The sequence below is a fragment of the Sporosarcina ureae genome (assembly GCF_002101375.1).
GTDB classification, from domain to species: Bacteria; Bacillota; Bacilli; order Bacillales_A; family Planococcaceae; genus Sporosarcina; species Sporosarcina ureae_B.
Genome location: NZ_CP015207.1, coordinates 1,085,330 through 1,104,229, shown reverse-complemented (window position 1 = coordinate 1,104,229; position 18,900 = coordinate 1,085,330). Strand labels below are relative to the sequence as shown.

The 18,900-nt window shown below is 45.3% G+C and carries 16 protein-coding genes and 1 other RNA gene; 14 read left to right on the top strand and 3 right to left on the bottom strand.

Translation table 11 applies throughout. From position 1 onward, the window contains the following. Position 1: 1 nt before the first annotated feature. The 3 genes from SporoP8_RS05415 to SporoP8_RS05405 all read right to left on the bottom strand — a co-directional run bounded on the left by SporoP8_RS05415 (position 2) and on the right by SporoP8_RS05405 (position 2,644). The gene (locus SporoP8_RS05415) at positions 2–973 is read right to left on the bottom strand and encodes a metal ABC transporter solute-binding protein, Zn/Mn family (RefSeq protein WP_198166079.1); all 972 of its coding nucleotides are present in this window, start codon (positions 971–973) and stop codon (positions 2–4) included. A gap of 61 nt (positions 974–1,034) precedes the next feature. Next, complete coding sequence (locus SporoP8_RS05410; protein WP_085131577.1) at positions 1,035–1,904, bottom strand: metal ABC transporter permease; 870 nt, start codon at positions 1,902–1,904, stop codon at positions 1,035–1,037. Then, positions 1,904–2,644 carry a metal ABC transporter ATP-binding protein gene (locus SporoP8_RS05405; protein ID WP_085131576.1) on the bottom strand — a complete coding sequence of 247 codons (741 nt, stop codon included), beginning with the start codon at positions 2,642–2,644 and terminating at the stop codon, positions 1,904–1,906. Before SporoP8_RS05405 ends, SporoP8_RS05410 begins: the two co-directional genes overlap by 1 nt. Before the next feature lie 414 nt (positions 2,645–3,058). Here SporoP8_RS05405 and SporoP8_RS05400 point away from each other — a divergent pair, with 414 nt between their 5' ends. From SporoP8_RS05400 to ssrA, 14 genes are all read left to right on the top strand, one after another. After that, a complete protein-coding gene (locus tag SporoP8_RS05400) occupies positions 3,059–3,637 on the top strand; it encodes a LemA family protein (protein ID WP_085131575.1) in 579 nt (192 codons plus the stop codon). Next, entirely contained in the window at positions 3,637–4,422 is a 786-nt protein-coding gene (locus tag SporoP8_RS16835; protein WP_099628611.1) for a TPM domain-containing protein, read from the top strand. Before SporoP8_RS05400 ends, SporoP8_RS16835 begins: the two co-directional genes overlap by 1 nt. Before the next feature lie 1,844 nt (positions 4,423–6,266). Next, positions 6,267–6,500 carry a glutaredoxin family protein gene (locus SporoP8_RS05385; protein ID WP_085131572.1) on the top strand — a complete coding sequence of 78 codons (234 nt, stop codon included), beginning with the start codon at positions 6,267–6,269 and terminating at the stop codon, positions 6,498–6,500. A 125-nt stretch (positions 6,501–6,625) separates the two neighbouring features. Further along, complete coding sequence (locus tag SporoP8_RS05380) at positions 6,626–7,651, top strand: sugar-binding transcriptional regulator (protein WP_085131571.1); 1,026 nt, start codon at positions 6,626–6,628, stop codon at positions 7,649–7,651. 62 nt (positions 7,652–7,713) lie between these two features. Beyond that, positions 7,714–8,721, top strand: a complete 1,008-nt coding sequence (gap, locus tag SporoP8_RS05375) for a type I glyceraldehyde-3-phosphate dehydrogenase (protein ID WP_085131570.1) — start codon at positions 7,714–7,716, stop codon at positions 8,719–8,721. A 133-nt stretch (positions 8,722–8,854) separates the two neighbouring features. Beyond that, positions 8,855–10,042 (top strand): phosphoglycerate kinase, encoded by a 1,188-nt coding sequence (locus tag SporoP8_RS05370; RefSeq protein WP_085131569.1) that lies wholly within the window; start codon positions 8,855–8,857, stop codon positions 10,040–10,042. Positions 10,043–10,054: 12 nt separating this feature from the next. Beyond that, complete coding sequence (tpiA, locus tag SporoP8_RS05365) at positions 10,055–10,819, top strand: triose-phosphate isomerase (protein WP_085131568.1); 765 nt, start codon at positions 10,055–10,057, stop codon at positions 10,817–10,819. Further along, entirely contained in the window at positions 10,809–12,335 is a 1,527-nt protein-coding gene (gene gpmI, locus SporoP8_RS05360) for a 2,3-bisphosphoglycerate-independent phosphoglycerate mutase (RefSeq protein WP_085131567.1), read from the top strand. The genes tpiA and gpmI overlap by 11 nt, the downstream gene beginning before the upstream one ends. Positions 12,336–12,347: 12 nt before the next feature. Continuing rightward, the gene (gene eno, locus SporoP8_RS05355; RefSeq protein WP_085131566.1) at positions 12,348–13,643 is read left to right on the top strand and encodes a phosphopyruvate hydratase; all 1,296 of its coding nucleotides are present in this window, start codon (positions 12,348–12,350) and stop codon (positions 13,641–13,643) included. A gap of 378 nt (positions 13,644–14,021) precedes the next feature. Then, a complete protein-coding gene (secG, locus tag SporoP8_RS05350; protein ID WP_085131565.1) occupies positions 14,022–14,249 on the top strand; it encodes a preprotein translocase subunit SecG in 228 nt (75 codons plus the stop codon). Between the two features lie 61 nt (positions 14,250–14,310). Then, entirely contained in the window at positions 14,311–15,057 is a 747-nt protein-coding gene (locus tag SporoP8_RS05345) for an alpha/beta hydrolase (protein ID WP_085131564.1), read from the top strand. 286 nt (positions 15,058–15,343) lie between these two features. After that, the gene (gene rnr, locus SporoP8_RS05340) at positions 15,344–17,746 is read left to right on the top strand and encodes a ribonuclease R (protein WP_085131563.1); all 2,403 of its coding nucleotides are present in this window, start codon (positions 15,344–15,346) and stop codon (positions 17,744–17,746) included. 42 nt (positions 17,747–17,788) lie between these two features. After that, positions 17,789–18,256 (top strand): SsrA-binding protein SmpB, encoded by a 468-nt coding sequence (gene smpB, locus SporoP8_RS05335; RefSeq protein ID WP_085131562.1) that lies wholly within the window; start codon positions 17,789–17,791, stop codon positions 18,254–18,256. 90 nt (positions 18,257–18,346) lie between these two features. Next, positions 18,347–18,706, top strand: a transfer-messenger RNA (tmRNA) gene (gene ssrA / locus SporoP8_RS05330). Positions 18,707–18,900 lie beyond the last annotated feature (194 nt).

Sequence of the window (18,900 nt, the reverse complement as noted above, 5' to 3'; positions counted from 1 at the left end):
ATTATCGTTCTTTGCTTAACTCATCATGGATGAGATTCATATTGTAGTTCAAGTATTTTATATACGTATCGATCGCGTCACCAGGGTTACCAATTTCATCAGAGTAGATAGGCTTTTCAGCAATTGGAACACCGGTCTCTGCGGAAACAGTTTCCATTGGGCGAGTATCTACATTAGATTCTACGAATAAAACAGGAACTTTGTGTTCTTGGATATAGTGAATGAGTTCTTTGATTTGTTTTGGGGAACCATTCTCTTCGGTATCGATTTCCCAGATAAACGCTTCTTTCAAACCATAGTGGTCATTCAAGTATTGGAATGCACGTTCACTTGTGACGAGCACACGGTTTTCTTCAGGTATTGTTGATATGCGTTCTGCGAATTCATCGTCTAATTCTTGTAGACGTTGTACGTACTCGTCACCTTGTTGTTGAATCTTTTCACTCTCTGTCGGGTGTCTTTCGATCAATACATCGCGCATAGCTTCTGCCATCTTCACACCAACAGCTGGATCGATAAACGCGTGTGGGTTGATTTCCTCATCACTTCCGTCTTCTCCACCGATATACTTTGGTTCTACTTCTTCAGTCAAGCTATATATGTTTTCATCTTTCTGACCAACCGAATCCATCATTTTGAAGAACCAGCCTTTTTCTCCGCCTTCAAGGTTTAAACCGTTGTAGAATAATACATCTGCATCGGTTGCGGCTTTAATATCATTTGGCAAAGGCTCATATTCATGAGGGTCCGTTCCAGTTGGTACTAAGTTATATACATCCACATAGTCCCCACCGATTTCGCGTGCCATATCCGCAATGATGGTAAATGATGTAACGACTTTCAGCTTGTCGCCTGTTTCCGCCGTTTTATCATCATCCGTACTTTCTGTCTTCTTACCTTCATCATTACCACATGCTGCTAACATCAATACAGCGAGCAATGATAGTGTAAGCCATTTTGCTATGTTCTTCATGTAATACATTCTACTCCTTTACGAATAATAAATTTTTATTTTTGTCGAGGCGGTTAAACGTTTAATTGGTTGCGCCTGTAATCGATTTACGTTTGAACTTTTTACGGAACATCCCCACAATAACACCTTGCTTAGGTGAGAATAAAAATGCCAAGACGAAAATGGCTGTTGCTGCCAAGGCGATCACGGGTCCCGAAGGCATATTGTACAAGAAACTGAAATACAGTCCAGTGATGGAAGACACAGCACCGAAAAATGCTGCCAGTGCGACCATGACCGATAGTCGATTCGTTAACAGATACGCTGTCGAAGCGGGTGTAATCAATAAAGATACAACAAGAATCACACCGACAGTCTGTAGTGAAGCGACTGTCACCAATGTCAGTAAAAACATAATCGTGTAGTGAATCAAACGTGTTTTCAAACCGTATGCCGCAGCCATCGTCTCATCGAAACTGGAAACGAGTAGTTCTTTAAAGAACAAAACGACTACTAAAATCACAATGGCACCGATGATCAATGTCAGCCACATATCGGAACTGCGCACAGACAACACGTTACCGAATAAAATCTGCGTCAAATCTGTCGCACTTTTCGCTTGTGTGATTAAAATAATACCGAGAGCGAAAAACGCTGAAAAGACAATGCCGATAGAGGAGTCATTTTTGATTCGACTATTTTGAGATATGGCACCGATACTGAATGCTGTAAGAACACCCGTAAACACTGCCCCATAGAAATAACTAATTCCAAGCATATAAGAAATGGCAACACCTGGTAGAACCGCGTGGGAAATCGCATCGCCCATCAAAGCCATACCCCGAAGGACAATGAAACTTCCAATCACTCCACAAATGATGCCGACCATGATCGACGTAATCAATGCTTTTTGTAAGAAGTTGTACGTCATTAAGTCTTGAATGAATTCCATTACATAGAAACCTCCAAGCCGTCGATCATAAATTCACGGTTATATGCTTTTGCCATATTGCTTGACTGGAATACTTTATTCGTGGGACCTGCATCAATTAACTCTTTATTAATAAGGATTAGCCCGTCAAAATATTTTTTCACTTTTGATAAGTCATGGTGAACAACGAAAATCACTTTGCCAGTAGCTTGCATTTTACGCAATATCCCAATAATGATTTCTTCACTAGATACGTCAATTCCTACAAATGGCTCATCAAGGAAGAAGTAATCCGCCTTTTGCGCTAATGCACGTGCGAGGAATACTCGCTGCTGCTGGCCGCCTGATAACTCACCGATTTGGCGATTTGCAAAGCTTTCCATTCCTACTTGCTTTAAACACTCCATTGCCCATTCTTTATCTGCTTTACGCGGACGTCTTAGCAAGCCAATTTTCGGATAGGTTCCAAGCAAAACCGTATCTTTTACGATGATAGGGAAGTTCCAGTCGATATTGGAACGTTGCGGAACATAAGCAATTTGCTTACGCATGGAATCCACCGTCTTGCTACCGATTTTTACATCTCCATGATCTTTATGGATTAAGCCAAGCATCGCTTTCATCAATGTAGATTTACCCGCACCATTGGGCCCGAGAACACCAATCAAACTACCAGCCCCAAATGAAAAAGAAACATCTTTTACCACTTCATGGCCGTCATACGAAACCGTTATATTATTGACTGATATCGGATCTATCATCTAGTTTCCTCCTCTTTTCTTTCCCTAGTGCAACTTTCAGATAAAAGGAATACAACTTTTATTTTAGTCAAGAAGCAGTATAGTTTTTTATAAGTAATAATATAAAACAATAGTTTCCCTTATGCAACTCTAATGCATGATTGGTACTATATTGTTTCCCTCGCGCAACTTTTATCAGTATAGCGTACTCAAAATTATCTGTAAAGTAGTTCTTGAAAAAATCCTGTAATTTTATCTACGAGCACCTGTAATTGAATAAATGCATCATATTGTATGTAGTTTATGCTTATACATAGGAAGTAAATGGGGGATAGACCCAACCATTCACTTTTAAAATATTGCTTCAGGAAGTTTGGCGAGTGAAAGAAGTAGGGTAAGTACATACTAATGAAATGATGAGAGGAGTAGTGATGTATGAAGAAATTAGCTGGCCCGCTTATAGCCATTATAGTGTTAGTAATCATCGCAGCGATTATGATCGTTCCTTCCTACAACAAGTTAGTGAACTTGGATGAAGACGTCAACCAGTCGTATGCACAGATTGAAACGCAATTACAACGTAGAGTAGATTTAATCCCGAACTTAGTCAATACCGTGAAAGGATACGCCTCACATGAAAAAGAGGTGCTTGAGAACATTGCGAACGCACGAAGTAAAATGGCCGGTGCACAAGGTCCTGAAGAACAAGCAGCAGCAGATTCAGAACTATCGAGCGCATTAAGTCGTTTATTAGTAGTGGTAGAAAATTATCCAGATTTAAAAGCAAACCAAAACTTCCAACAGCTAATGGATGAATTAGCTGGGACAGAAAATCGTATCGCAGTTGCACGTAAAGATTATAACGACGTCGTATCTGTCTTCAATAGAACCGTTAAACGATTCCCTGGTAAAATCGTAGCTTCGATCTTTGGATTCGATGAAAAAGAATACTTCAAAGCGGTCGAAGGGGCGCAACAACCGCCATCAGTCGATTTTGGGGATGACGTGAAGTGATGCACCGCGTCTGCATGTTCTTCGTAGCGCTACTAGTAGCCCTAACTGGTACGACGACCGTTCATGCGATTACAGATGTGGTAGTGGATGATGCAGATATTTTAACACCCGCTCAAGAAGCGGAAATAGAAGAGTATGGCATGCGCTTGCAAGCGGCCACGAAAGCAGAACTTGCTGTTCGTACAGTTTATTCCCTCGAAGGCGAGCCCGTTGAGGAGTATGCACTGCGCTTGCTTCGTGAATTGCAATTAGGCGATAAAGAAATGAATAATGGTGCATTGCTTGTCGTTTCCACAGAAAAAAATGAAGCGGCAGGTATTGAGCGTAAGTTCTATTTAACAACTGGCTACGGTTTGGAAGGAGCACTTCCTGACGGCAAAGTAGGACGTTATATTGATGAACTCGCGATGCCATATTTAAGGCAAGAACAACCAGACCTCGCGATTATGGAAGCGTACAAAGCATTCTATAATGAAATAGCCGCGGAATACGGACTCGAAGGCGATGAGTTGCCGGTCGTATACCCCGAACAAGGTGAAGAAGACGTCGGCATTCCATCGTTTGTTATTGTGATCATCGTTCTCTACATTATCTTCCGCGTCTTTTTCGGCGGCGGAGGAAGAGGCGGTGGAGGCGGTCCACGTGGTCGATCTAGCGTCGGACCGATATTCTTCCCTGGTTCCGGTGGTGGCGGCTTCGGAGGTGGAAGTAGCGGCGGCGGAGGCTTTGGTGGCTTCGGCGGCGGTGGTTCCGGTGGTGGTGGCGGAGCAGGACGAAGTTGGTAATAGCTTGTTTCGCAGAAAGTGACGATGACTCGATTGATGAGTTATCGTCACTTTTTTTGTGGTGTATTGGAGTTACGCATCGGCTCTATGCCCGCGGCACTACACCTAATATCCCGGTATTCTATCGCCGCACCATCCAATCTCTGGCATTAGCGACTTCCGCTCAATGATTCCCGCTATCCGCTCTATATGCCTCGGCAAACGCTCTATGCGTAGCGTTATCCGCTCTATTGCGATCCACAACCGCTCATAGTTCCACACAATCCGCTCTATGTAGCCTCGCATCCGCTCTATGTCCGCGGCGCTACACCTAATATCCTGGCATTCTATCGCCGCGCCATCTAGTTTTTGGTATTAGCGGCTTCCGCTCAATGAATCCCGCAATCCGCTCTATATGCCGCGGTAAGCGCTCTATGCGTAGCGTTATTCGCTCAATCGCTATCCGCAACCGCTCATAGTTCCACGTTGCCCGCTCTATGTAGCCTCGCATCAGCTCTATGTCCGCGGCGCTACACCTGGTATACCGGTATTCTATCGCCGCGCCATCCAATCTCTGGCATTAGCGGCTTCCGCTCAATGAATCCCGCAATCCGCTCTATATGCCTCGGCAAGTGCTCTTTGCGTAGCGTTTTCCGCTCAATCGCGATCCGCAACGGCTCATAGTTCCACGATGCCCGCTCTATGTAGCCTCGCATCCGCTCTATGCCCGCGGCGCTACACCTTATATCCTGGCATTCTATCGCCGCGTCATCTAGTCTTTGGCATTAGCGGCTTCCGCTCAATGAATCCCGCTATCTGCTCTATATGCCGCGGCAAGCGCTCTATGCGTAGCGTTATCCGCTCAATCGCGATCCGCAACGGCTCATAGTTCCACGTTGCCCGCTCTATGTAGCCTCGCATACGCTCTATGCCCGCGGCGCTACACCTGGTATCCCGGTATTCTATCGCCGCGCCATCTAGTCTTTGGCATTAGCGGCTTCCGCTCAATGAATCCCGCAATCCGCTCTATATGCCTCGGCAAGCGCTCTATGCGTAGCGTTATCCGCTCAATCGTGATCCACAACGGCTCATAGTTCCACGCAATCCGCTCTATGTAGCCTCGCATCCGCTCTATGCCCGCGGCGCTACACCTGGTATCCCGGTATTCTATCGCCGCGCCATCTAGTTTTTGGCATTAGCGGCTTCCGCTCAATGAATCCCGCTATCCGCTCTATATGCCTCGGCAAACGCTCTATGCGTAGCGTTATCCGCTCAATCGCGATCCGCAACGGCTCATAGTTCCACGTTGCCCGCTCTATGTAGCCTCGCATCCGCTCTATGCCCGCGGCGCTACACCTAATATCCCGGCATTCTATCGCCGCGCCATCTAGTCTTTGGCATTAGCGGCTTTCGCTCAATGAATCCCGCAATCCGCTCTATATGCCTCGGCAAGCGCTCTATGCGTAGTGTTATCCGCTCAATCGCGATCCACAACGGCTCATAGTTCCAGGTTACCCGCTCTATGTAGCCTCGCATCCGCTCTATGCCCGCGGCGCTACACCTAATATCCCGGTATTCTATCGCCGCGCCATCTAGTCTTTGGCATTAGCGGCTTCCGCTCAATGAATCCCGCAATCCGCTCTATATGCCGCGGCAAGCGCTCTATGCGTAGCGTTATCCGCTCAATCGCGATCCGCAACCGCTCATAGTTCCAGGTTACCCGCTCAATCCAACCCCATAACCGCTCATAACCCACCCAACCCCAACCCCAACCCCAACCCCAACCCCAACCCCCCCAAAAAATCAAATCCCTAGAAAAATAACCAATTCCATGTAATCATAAATAAAAACGAGGTGACCTACATATGAAAATTCAATTCTACACGAAACCTAATTGTGGACTGTGCGAAGAAGCGGAACGAATGCTTCGCTTGGTCGCGGAAGATTATCCACTCGAGTGGCAGACGTTCAATATAGAAGAAGATGACGACATCCATGAAAAATACATGCTAATGATCCCCGTCATCGAACACGAAGGACAGGTGTTGGCATTTGGAAATATCGGCTATATCGATCTTTTGGAATTAATCGAACAATGAAAACGCTTTCTCGTTGTGTTTCATTTCTGAGTATGCTATACTTCACGTATAGTATTTTTTACCCTAGGTGGGACAATATTAATTATACGGGATCAAATATAACCCACTTGAAAAGAGGGATGTAAGTGAACTTATCATTTTATGAAGCACAACTCGCACTTATACCTGAACTTCCACTGTTGATCGAGCAACGTTATCATATGTTGAAACTAATCAAAGCGTCGGGGCCTGTTGGCAGACGAACGCTTAGTTCTATGTCTGGTTATTCCGAAAGGGAAACACGGACGATGCTCGATTTATTGAAAGAACAAGAACTGGTGCATATTGCGAAAGAAGGCGTGTCGACTACGGAAAAAGGTATAGAAGTGCTCTTTGCATTGCATGATACGATGGAGGAAAGATCGGGCAGACGACAACTTGCGAATGAGTTGGCGGAGCGCCTCGGGATTCTACAAGTACATGTAGTGGAAGGCGATTCTGATGATTCACCTTTGACGAAAAAGTTGCTCGGTATGCAAGCGGCGAAGCAATTTCGCTCCCGCATTAAGGGAAAGGAAATTGTCGCAGTAACTGGCGGTAGTACAGTAGCCGCGATTCCATCGTTTATGCAGCAAGATGAGTTGCCTGATGTGCAATTTATCGCAGCAAGAGGTGGTGTGGGAGAAGAAATTGGGTTACAGGCGAATATGATTGCTGCTTCATTTGCAGAAACATGTCATGCAACATACAAAGCGTTTTATTATCCAGATACTTTGAGTGAAGAAGCACATGCGGTATTCCAGCATGAGCCCGCCGCCAAAGAGATGTTGGCGTTATATAGTCGCACCGACTGCGTGATCCATGGTGTTGGGAATGCGACGAAAATGGCTGTATTGCGAAATTCTCCTGACGAAGAACAGCAGATTCTACAAGATCGGCAAGCAAAAGGAGAAGCATTCGGCTTTTATTTTAATCAACAAGGTGAAATTGTCCATCGTATCCGTACAGTTGGGATTCAAATGGAACAATTGCAAGACGTCCCGCTCGTGCTCACAGTAGCTGGCGGGGCGAGTAAAGCGGAAGCACTGCTGTCGTATTTAGCAAGTGCACCGTCCCAGACTATTTTAGTGACAGACGAAGGCGCAGCGGAGAATATGCTGTCGTTAATGTGAAACGCAGATACAAAGCCTAAAAGGCGAAAAGATTACAACTATCTTAACGGAGGCGATTTAGTATGACAGTGAAAATAGCGATTAATGGATTTGGACGAATTGGACGATTGGTACTTCGTGAAGCATTTGCAACAGAAGATGTAGAAGTAGTGGCGATCAATGATTTGACAGACGCAGCGATGTTGGCTCATTTATTGAAATATGATTCCGTGCACGGCATTTTCGATGCAGACGTGCAATCAGATGAATCTTCAATTCGTGTAAATAACAAAAAGATCAGCGTGTTTGCAGAAAAAGATCCTGCGAACCTACCTTGGAAAGACCTTGGCGTAGATATCGTCATCGATTGTACAGGTGTCTTCCGTTCAAAAGAAGGATTGCAAAAACACCTCGATGCAGGCGCGAAGAAAGTGATCTTGTCTGCTCCAGCGCAAGGCGAAATGACTACACTTGTGATGGGTGTCAATGAAGGAACGTACGATCCAGCGAACGACCATATCGTATCGAACGCGTCTTGTACGACGAACTGTTTAGCACCTGTCGTGAAAGTGTTGAACGATTCATTCGGCGTTAAGCGTGGTATGATGACGACTATTCACTCGTATACAAACGACCAGAAAATTCTCGACCTTCCACACTCCGACTACCGACGTGCGCGTGCGGCTGGCGTGTCGATGATTCCAACGACAACGGGTGCAGCTTCTGCTGTAACGAAAGTAATTCCTGAATTGAAAGGGAAATTGGATGGAATGGCAGTACGTGTGCCGACTCCAAATGTTTCACTTGTAGACTTTGTGACGGAATTAGAAAAAGACGTGACGGTAGAAGATGTCAACGCTGCATTGAAGAAAGCATCTGAAGGCGAGTTAAAAGGACGTCTATTCTTCAGTGACTTGCCATTAGTTTCTGTTGATTACAATGGAAACACGGCCTCTTCCACAGTAGATGGTTTGTCTACAATGGTCATGGAAGGCAATATGGTAAAAGTCATTTCTTGGTACGATAATGAGTCTGGTTACTCCGCTCGTTGTATCGATCTTGCACGATATATGAACAAACAAGGCCTATAAGATGAGAAAACCATCAATTCTGTTATAAATCGTAGCCATTCCACAAGTAACCGATTATAATGAATAAATATGGGTGAGAGGAACGGAGAAACCCGTTCCTCTTTTTGTATTTATGCCGAGGAGGACTTATTGAATGAACATGAAAAAGACAATCAGAGATATTAAATTGAACGGCCAGCGCGTATTTTGTCGCGTGGATTTCAACGTACCGATGGAAGATGGAAAGGTAACGGATGATACACGTATTAAAGCGGCACTACCCACAATTGAATATATGACAAATGCGGGGGCAAAAGTAATATTAGCTAGTCACCTAGGACGTCCTAAAGGTGAAGTGCAAGAAGATATGCGTTTGACACCTGCAGGCGATAAATTGTCTGAGCTTCTAGGTAAAACAGTGAAGAAACTTGATTCATCAATCGGTGATGAAGTGGAAAAAGCGATTGCAGAAATGAAAGACGGCGACGTGATTTTGCTTGAAAACGTTCGCTTTAATCCAGGCGAAGAGAAGAATGATACGGAACTATCCAAGCAATTTGCCAATCTAGCAGACGTTTTTGTGAATGACGCATTTGGAACAGCGCACCGCGCACATGCTTCCACTGCTGGAATTGCAGAGTACATACCCGGCGTTCTTGGCTTCTTACTCGAGAAAGAATTAGATGTTCTCGGAAAAGCATTGTCTCATCCCGATCGTCCTTTCACCGCAATCATAGGCGGCGCGAAAGTAAAAGACAAAATTGGCGTCATCGATAATTTGTTGGATAAAGTCGATAACTTGTTGATTGGTGGCGGATTGTCGTATACATTCACCCGCGCACAAGGTCACGAAACTGGAGATTCACTAGTAGAAGAAGATAAAGTAGAGTTGGCGAAGTCTTTCATTGAAAAAGCGAAGCAAAAGGCAGTCACTTTATACTTACCGACAGATGCAGTCGTTGCGAATAAGTTTGCTGCTGATGCAGAAACTAAAACGGTTTCAGTCGATGCCATTACAGAAGGCTGGATGGGTCTCGATATCGGACCTGAAACAGCAGAGCGTTACGAGCAAGTCATTAAAGATTCAAGGTTCGTCATTTGGAACGGGCCGATGGGTGTGTTTGAAATGGAAGCATTCGCAAACGGCACGAAAACAGTGGCGGACGCGATGGCTGAAACAGCTGCTTATACAGTAATTGGTGGAGGCGACTCTGCGGCGGCTGTTGAAAAGTTTGAAGTCGCGGAACAAATGGACCACGTATCTACAGGTGGCGGCGCTTCACTCGAATTCATGGAAGGCAAAGAATTGCCAGGAGTAGCTGTATTACAAGATCGAGAATAAGGAGGAATTCTTTTGCGAAAACGAATCATTGCGGGCAACTGGAAAATGTTTAAATTATCTGGTGAAGCTGCAGAATTTGCGGAACACATGAAAGAACAACTCACGGCGTCAGATCAAGTCGAAGCAGTGATCTGCCCGCCTGCATTGTATCTGAACGACTTACTACAACGTTTTGAAACGACTGCGATCAAAGTAGGCGCTCAAACGATGCACGATACAGACGAAGGGGCATTCACAGGCGAAATCAGCCCGGCTATGCTTGAAGACGTAGGTGTACAGTATGTCATTTTGGGACATTCTGAGCGTCGTCAGTATTTCAATGAAACCGACGAAACAGTGAATAAAAAAGTACACGCAGCGTTCAATCATCACCTAGTACCGATTGTTTGCGTAGGAGAAACATTGGAACAGCGCGAAGCACTTGAAACGGTTTCGATCGTTTCAGCACAAGTGGAAAAAGCGTTTTTCGGCGTCACAGCGGAACAAGCGAAACAGTCCGTCATTGCGTACGAACCTATCTGGGCGATCGGCACAGGCAAAACTGCAACGGCTGACGATGCCAATGAAGTATGTGCCGCAATCCGTCATAAGATCGAAACACTTTATTCATCAGACGTGGCAGATGCAGTACGTATTCAATACGGCGGCAGTGTAAAGCCAGAAAATATCGCTGAATTACTTAGTAAGGACAATATTGACGGTGCGTTAGTCGGGGGAGCAAGTCTCGATCCAGCGGCATTCGTAAAATTGGTGGAGGCTGGAACTCATGGCGAATAAACCAGTCGCGTTAATTATCCTGGACGGTTTCGGCTTACGAGACGAAACGTATGGAAACGCGGTAGCACACGCTAACATCCCGAACTTTGATTTGCTGTGGGAAAACTACCCGCACGCAACATTGACGGCGTGTGGAGAAGCAGTAGGGTTACCAGAAGGACAAATGGGGAACTCTGAAGTAGGTCACTTGAACATTGGTGCTGGCCGTATCGTCTATCAAAGCTTAACGCGCATCAATAAATCCATTCGTGAAGGCGAGTTCTTTGCTAACGCGACATTGCTTGAGACGATGGAGCATGTCAAAACGAAAGGCTCTGCACTTCACGTCATGGGACTACTGTCTGACGGAGGCGTTCACAGTCATTATGAGCATTTATTTGCTTTATTGAAAATGGCCAAAGAACACGGTGTAGAACGTGTCTACTTGCATGCATTCCTTGACGGCCGTGACGTAGGACCGACGACGGCACTTCCATATATCAAACGTACAGAAGATGTGATGAAAGAAGTCGGTGTCGGCCAGATCGCGACTGTGTCCGGCAGATATTTTGCGATGGACCGCGACAAGCGTTGGGAACGTGTGCAGAAAACGTATGACGCAATGGTATATGGAATCGGACCACATTGTCATTCAGCAGAAGAAGGAATCCGAGCTTCTTATACCGAAGAAATACATGATGAGTTTGTTGAGCCGTTTGTCATTCAACAAGACGGCAAACCGGTGGCGACGATTGACAATGGAGATGCGGTGATTTTCTTCAATTTCCGTCCAGACCGTGCGATTCAATTGTCACGTGCTATCACGCAACCGGACTTCGACGGCTTCGATCGAGGCGTGAAAAAATTTACGGACTTACATTTTGTCGGCTTTACGCATTATAATGATGATGTAGTAGCGGACATTGTATTCCATAATGTCAATTTAACCAAAACAATCGGTGAAGTGCTTGAAGACCAAGGCAAGCGTCAGTTGCGAATTGCGGAAACGGAAAAGTATCCACATGTGACGTTCTTCATGAGTGGCGGACGCGAAGAAAAGTTTGAAGGGGAAACTCGAATTCTGATCAATTCGCCAAAAGTCGCAACGTACGATTTGAAGCCGGAAATGAGCGCATACGAAGTAACGGATGCGTTAGTGGCCGAAATCGAAGCGGAACGACAAGATGCCATTATCCTAAACTTCGCGAATCCGGATATGGTCGGCCATAGCGGAATGCTAGAGCCAACTGTAAAAGCGATTGAAACGGTCGATGCGTGTTTAGGCCGAATCATTGACGCTTTATCAGCAAAAGGCGGATCGGCTATCATCACAGCGGATCACGGCAATGCGGATGAAGTGACGACAATCGGTGGACAACCGATGACAGCGCACACGACAAATCCTGTACCTGTCATTATCACGAATCCAGATGTCGTGTTGCGCGCAGACGGTATTCTTGCAGACTTGGCACCGACGATGTTGAAAATGTTAGGAATTCCACAACCGGTTGAAATGACCGGAAAACCATTATTCTAAGGAGAGATTTTCATGCCAATCATTACCCACATTCAAGCTAGAGAAGTATTGGATTCACGAGGCAATCCAACTGTAGAAGTAGAAGTATTCACAGAAAGCGGTGCCTTTGGACGTGCCATCGTACCATCCGGTGCATCTACTGGGGAGTATGAAGCGGTAGAACTACGTGACGGCGACGAAAATCGTTATAACGGTAAAGGCGTATTGAAAGCAGTAGATCACGTCAATGAAGTGATCGCTTCAGAATTCGAAGACAACTACTCGGTATTGGATCAAGTGGTTATCGACAGAGCATTGATCGAACTAGACGGTACGGAGAATAAAGGGAAACTCGGCGCTAACGCGATCCTTGGTGTGTCTATGGCGGTTGCACACGCAGCAGCAGACTACTTAGACGTTCCGTTGTACCAGTACCTTGGCGGCTTCAATGCGAAGCAACTACCAGTACCGATGATGAATATCTTAAACGGTGGAGAGCACGCAGATAACAACGTCGACATCCAAGAATTCATGATTATGCCAGTTGGCGCAGAATCTTTCCGTCATGCCCTTCGCATGGGTACGGAAATTTTCCACAGCCTAAAATCTGTTCTTCACGGTAAAGGCTTGAACACAGCAGTGGGAGACGAAGGCGGATTTGCTCCGAACCTTGCGTCTAACGAAGAAGCACTTTCTACTATTATCGAAGCCATCGAAAAAGCAGGTTACAAAGCTGGCGAAGACATCTTGCTTGCTATGGACGTAGCTTCTTCTGAGTTCTACGACAAAGACCAAAACAACTACTACCTTGCAGGTGAAGATATTCGTAAAACATCTGAAGAAATGGTTGCTTGGTATGAAGAGCTTTGTGAAAAGTACCCAATCGTATCGATCGAAGACGGTTTGGACGAAAACGACTGGGATGGCCACAAGCTATTGACAGAGCGTCTTGGCAACAAAGTGCAATTAGTGGGTGACGATCTATTCGTTACGAACACAGAGAAATTATCACGCGGCATCAAAGAAGGCATCGGTAACTCGATCCTGATCAAAGTGAACCAAATCGGTACATTGACTGAAACATTCGATGCGATTGAAATGGCGAAACGCGCGGGCTACACAGCAGTCATCTCTCACCGTTCAGGTGAATCAGAAGACGTCACGATTGCAGACATCGCAGTAGCTACAAACGCTGGTCAAATCAAAACAGGTGCACCTTCTCGTTCGGACCGTGTCGCTAAATACAATCAATTGCTTCGTATCGAAGATCAATTGTTTGAAACAGCACAGTACCTAGGCAAAGACACATTCTATAATTTGAATAAATAATAGCAACTATGATAAGTTGAATTAAAGATTTCAGGATACACTAAGTTGATTTTCGTTACAGGCGGCGACTCCAGCGGGAACAGCACGAGCTGAAAGCCCCGCAGGTAGCGAAAACCGTAACGAAGAACGGTTTTTGCGAGTAAAAGCGAAGCGTTAGGAGCACGTCTTTGCACGTAGCGGACGAGGAGATTGAGGCTGTGCCCGCGGAAAGCGTCCGCCTGGAACGGAAATCAACGGTTTCCATGGGATGACTACTTCTTATGTTCAACTAATATAGTTCCAGTCAATCGGCATAATTCGTAACAAAAGGTTGTGCCGAGGGACTTGCTTTGGTAGAATAGAAATGTTGTAACTTGCTATTTTTGGAGGTGGAAAAACATGCATGCAGTTTTCACAGCATCGCTGATAGTCGTAGCTATAGCATTAATAGTAGTCGTTTTATTGCAATCCGGTAAAAGTGCGGGACTGTCAGGGGCCATCTCCGGAGGCGCAGAGCAACTTTTCGGAAAACAAAAAGCACGTGGATTAGATCTCGTTCTACAAAGAGCGACCATTATCTTATCTGTCTTATTTTTTGTCCTAACCATTGCGATTATGAAAATATAAAATGCAAGCGCCTGACCATGTTTGAACGGTCAGGCGCTTTTCGTAGAAAGGAACGAAAAACATGCGAATTGCCCAACCGAAACCATTCTTCTTTCAACATGGAAAACGTGCGGTATTACTGTTGCATGGGTTTACTGGAACATCCGCGGATGTGCGGATGCTTGGCCGTTTCCTTGAAAAACACAACTATACTTCATTAGCACCGCATTACCGCGGTCATGGTGTGCCACCTGAAGAATTGATCAAGACCAATCCTGACCAGTGGTGGGAAGATGTAGTAGATGCATACAATCAGCTAAAAGAGGCAGGATATGAAGAAATTGCTGTGGCGGGATTATCACTCGGTGGCGTATTTTCATTGAGACTTGCAGCGCAATTTCCGCTAAAAGGCATCGTGACGATGTGTGCCCCGATGACGATGAAAACGACCGACTTGATGTGGTCAGGCGTACTGAAATATGCACGAGACTACAAAAAGTTCGCAGGTCAATCAGACGAGCAAATTAAGAGAGAAATGGACGACTTGAAAACAAAGTCAATGCCAGGTCTTGACGGTCTACAATCCATGGTCCAAAATGTGCGCGATCAAGTCGACTGCATCTACACACCATTACTCGTAGTTCAATCGCGTCACGACGACGTAATCGACCCGAACTCCGCACAAATTATCTATGACGAAGCACAATCCACAGAAAAACAACTACAATGGTACGAAGAATCAGGACATGTCATTACACTAGGTCCCGAAAAAGCACAACTTCACGAAAACGTACTACATTTTTTAGAATCCCTTGATTGGCAAGAGTGAAATTAGGGGAAGATATAACTATATAAGTTGAATTTCAGTCCTTGAAATGGAATTAGTTATTAATAGAACACTCAGTTGATTTTCGTTTCAGGCGGCGACTCCAGCGGGAACAGCGCGAGCTGAAAGCCCCGCAGGAAGCGAAAGCCGTAACGAAGAACGGTTTTTGCGAGTAAAAGCGAAGCGTTAGGAGCACGTCTTTGCACGTAGCGGACGAGGAGATTGAAGCCGTGCCCGCGGAACGCGTCCGCCTGGAACGGAAATCAACGTTTCTAACAGCTTATACAGTATGAAAAAAGGAGGAGATGATTGTTTGGAACCAAATATAAAAGAGTTACAAGAGCGGGTTATGTCTTTATTAAAAGAAAAATCCTATATGCCGTCCACTGTCCATGAGATTCAAGAAGCACTCAACTTAGAACAGGCGGACGAATTTAAAGAACTAGTAAAAATGCTCGTACAATTAGAACAGAACGGGAAAATCGTTCGCTCACGCAATAACCGCTACGGCTTACCAGAACAAATGAATCTTCTTCGCGGAAAATTCATCGGTCACGCCAAAGGCTTCGGCTTTGTCGTACCAGAAGAAGTGGAGGGCGATGATGTCTTCATCCCACCTCATGAAGTAAACGGCGCGATGAACGGCGATATCGTCCTCGTACGCGTATCGGGCAGCTCATTCGGAGATCGTCGCGAAGGCGTCATCACGAAAGTCGTCGAGCGTAAAACGACGCAAGTTGTCGGAACGTATCAAGCACATGAAGGATATGGTTTCGTCTTGCTGGACGACAAGAAATTGCCGATGGATTTGTATATCGAAAAAGGTCATTCATTGGAAGCGGTAGACGGTCAAAAAGTAATCGCGGAAATTACCAACTGGCCAACCGATGAAAACAATGCAACTGGCATGATCACACAGATTCTCGGGCATAAAAACGATCCAGGTGTAGACATCCTATCGATCATTCATAAGCACGGCATAGCGATCGAATTCCCTGAAGACGTCATGGAACACGCGAACAGTGTACCGACGACAGTTCAGCCAGAAGACTTCGAAGGCCGTAGAGATTTACGTAAAGAATTGACGATGACTATTGACGGTGCCGATGCAAAAGACTTGGATGATGCGATTTCAGTCTTCAAAGAAGACAACGGATCCTATCGTCTATTTGTGCATATTTCGGACGTTAGCTATTATGTCACGGAAAACTCTCCAATGGACGTTGAAGCCGCAGACCGTGGCACGAGTGTCTATTTAACAGACCGCGTCATTCCGATGTTACCGCATCGTTTATCTAACGGCATTTGTTCAATCAATCCAGGCGAAGACCGCTTGACATTGACATGCGAAATGAAAGTAGATGCCAATGGTAAAGTGATTGACCATGATATTTATCCGAGTGTTATCAACTCAAGTTACCGCATGACATATGACGAAGTGTACCAAATCATCGATCATCAAGACGAAGAATTATCGAAGAAATACGAAGAGATCGTACCGATGCTAAATGATATGGCGAAACTAGCTAGTAATTTCCGTCAAAAGCGTAAAAACCGTGGCGCCATCGATTTCGATTTCAAAGAATCAAAAATTCTCGTAGATGAAGATGGCTGGCCGACAGACGTGATCATTATCGAGCGTACCGTTTCTGAACGTTTGATCGAGGAATTCATGTTAGCTGCCAATGAGACCGTTGCAGAGCACTTCGACCGGATGAAAGTACCTTTCTTATACCGAATCCACGAAGATCCAAAAGAAGAGAAATTACAGCGCTTCTTCGAGTTCCTTACGACATTCGGAATCGTCGTCAAAGGAACGGGTAAACAAGTAGATTCAGGTGCGTTGCAAGAAATTGTTGAATCCATCGAAGGACTGCCAGAAGAATCTTTAATTTCGACGATGCTATTGCGTTCGATGCAACAAGCGAAGTATTTCCAAGATAGTATCGGTCACTTCGGTTTGGCGACGGAGTTCTATACGCACTTCACCGCACCGATCAGAAGATATCCAGACTTGATCGTTCACCGTCTCATTCGCACGTATTTATTCAATAAAGACGTGTCGGCACAAACGATTGCCCATTGGTCTGCCGAACTGCCTGAAATCGCACGCCACACGTCTGAACGTGAACGTCGTGCAGTAGATGCAGAGCGTGATACGAACGCATTGAAGAAAGCACAGTTTATGGTCGATAAAGTGGGGGAAGAGTTTGAAGGCGTCATTTCGTCTGTTACGAACTTCGGTATCTTTGTTGAACTTGCGAATACGATCGAAGGACTTGTGCATGTCAAGAACATGAACGACGACTATTATCGCTTCGATGATCGCCAAATGATGATGATCGGGGAACGTACAGCGAAACAATACCGTATCGGGGACGAAGTAAAAGTGCGTGTGACGTCTGTTAAACCGGAAGAGCAAGCAGTAGACTTCGAAATCGTGGGAATGAAAGAAAACTTCAGAGGCTCTCGTAAAGAGACACCAAAAGTCATCCAAGCCGGCAGAGGCAAGAGCCGTGGCCAAGGTGCAGGTAGGGGAAGAAGTCAAGGTCAAAGTACTAGTAGTAAATCAAGTGCGGGTGGCGGAGCGAAAAGTTCGAGCGACAAGCGCAATAAAAAGTATGAAAAGCCAAAGAAGAAGTTTTATGAAGGTATGCCAAAGAAATCTAAGAAACGTCCGAAGAAAAAATAAGACTGGAGCGTGTCTCCGGTCTTCTGTCAGGGAGGAAGTTGCATGGCCAAAGGAACTGGAAAAGTACTCGCCGTCAATAAAAAGGCGAACTTTGATTACGCAATTGAAGAAACGATTGAAGCAGGAATTGTGTTAAAAGGAACGGAAATTAAATCGATTCGCAAAGGGAAAGTCCAGTTGCGCGACGCATTTATATTAATCCGTAATAACGAAGCATGGCTGTCGAATATGCATATCAGTCCGTATGAACAAGGGAATATTCATAACCATGATCCGGTTCGCGTGCGAAAATTACTGTTGCACAAAAAACAAATTGCTTCACTCGCAGGCACGATGAAAGAACAAGGTTATTCGATCATCCCGTTGAAAATGTATATTAAAAACGGGTTCGCCAAAGTATTGATTGGCGTAGGTAAAGGGAAGAAACTCTATGATAAGCGCCAAGACTTGAAAGAAAAAGAGCATAAGCGCGATATGCAACGAGTATTCAAATCCAATCAACAAGATTGATATTCCAGCTGAAATATTATATACTAGATGAAGTATTAAGTACGACCCGCCGTTTTAAGTGAAACGGGCCTGGGTTCCGGACTTTCCTTCGGGGACGTTACGGATTCGACAGGGGTGGTCTGGGCTTGAGCCGCGCGTCGGAGGGATCGTCTCCGTCAGAAACGACAGTTAATAATAACTGGCAAAACAAACAACAACCTAGCATTCGCAGCGTAAGCTGTTGAATCTACCTTCCGTTTCCATCGCTCATGTGGAGGCGTAAGGTTCACTTATAGTGGGCTACGATGACATCTGCATTCTGAGGCTGTCATAAGAGATTCCCGGAATAGCGCACAGGAAGCCCTGATTGATGGCATAATGCTTGCGCGAAACCAAATGATCAATCTACACGCGTAGACGCTGAAGTAGCAGAGCCTTTGGACGCGAGTTCGACTCTCGCCGTCTCCATTATGAGATTAAGGTGTAATAAGATGTAAGGGATATTGTACAAGAGAACCTCTTGTGTGATATCCCTTATTTTAATAGGGAGGTGCATGTAGTGGGTGCCAGGTCCCCATACTACTTCGGAAATATTTTGAATTGCTTTGCAATATTATACTAAACATCAACCACTTAGATATTATAGATTGTATTGAATAAGTTGC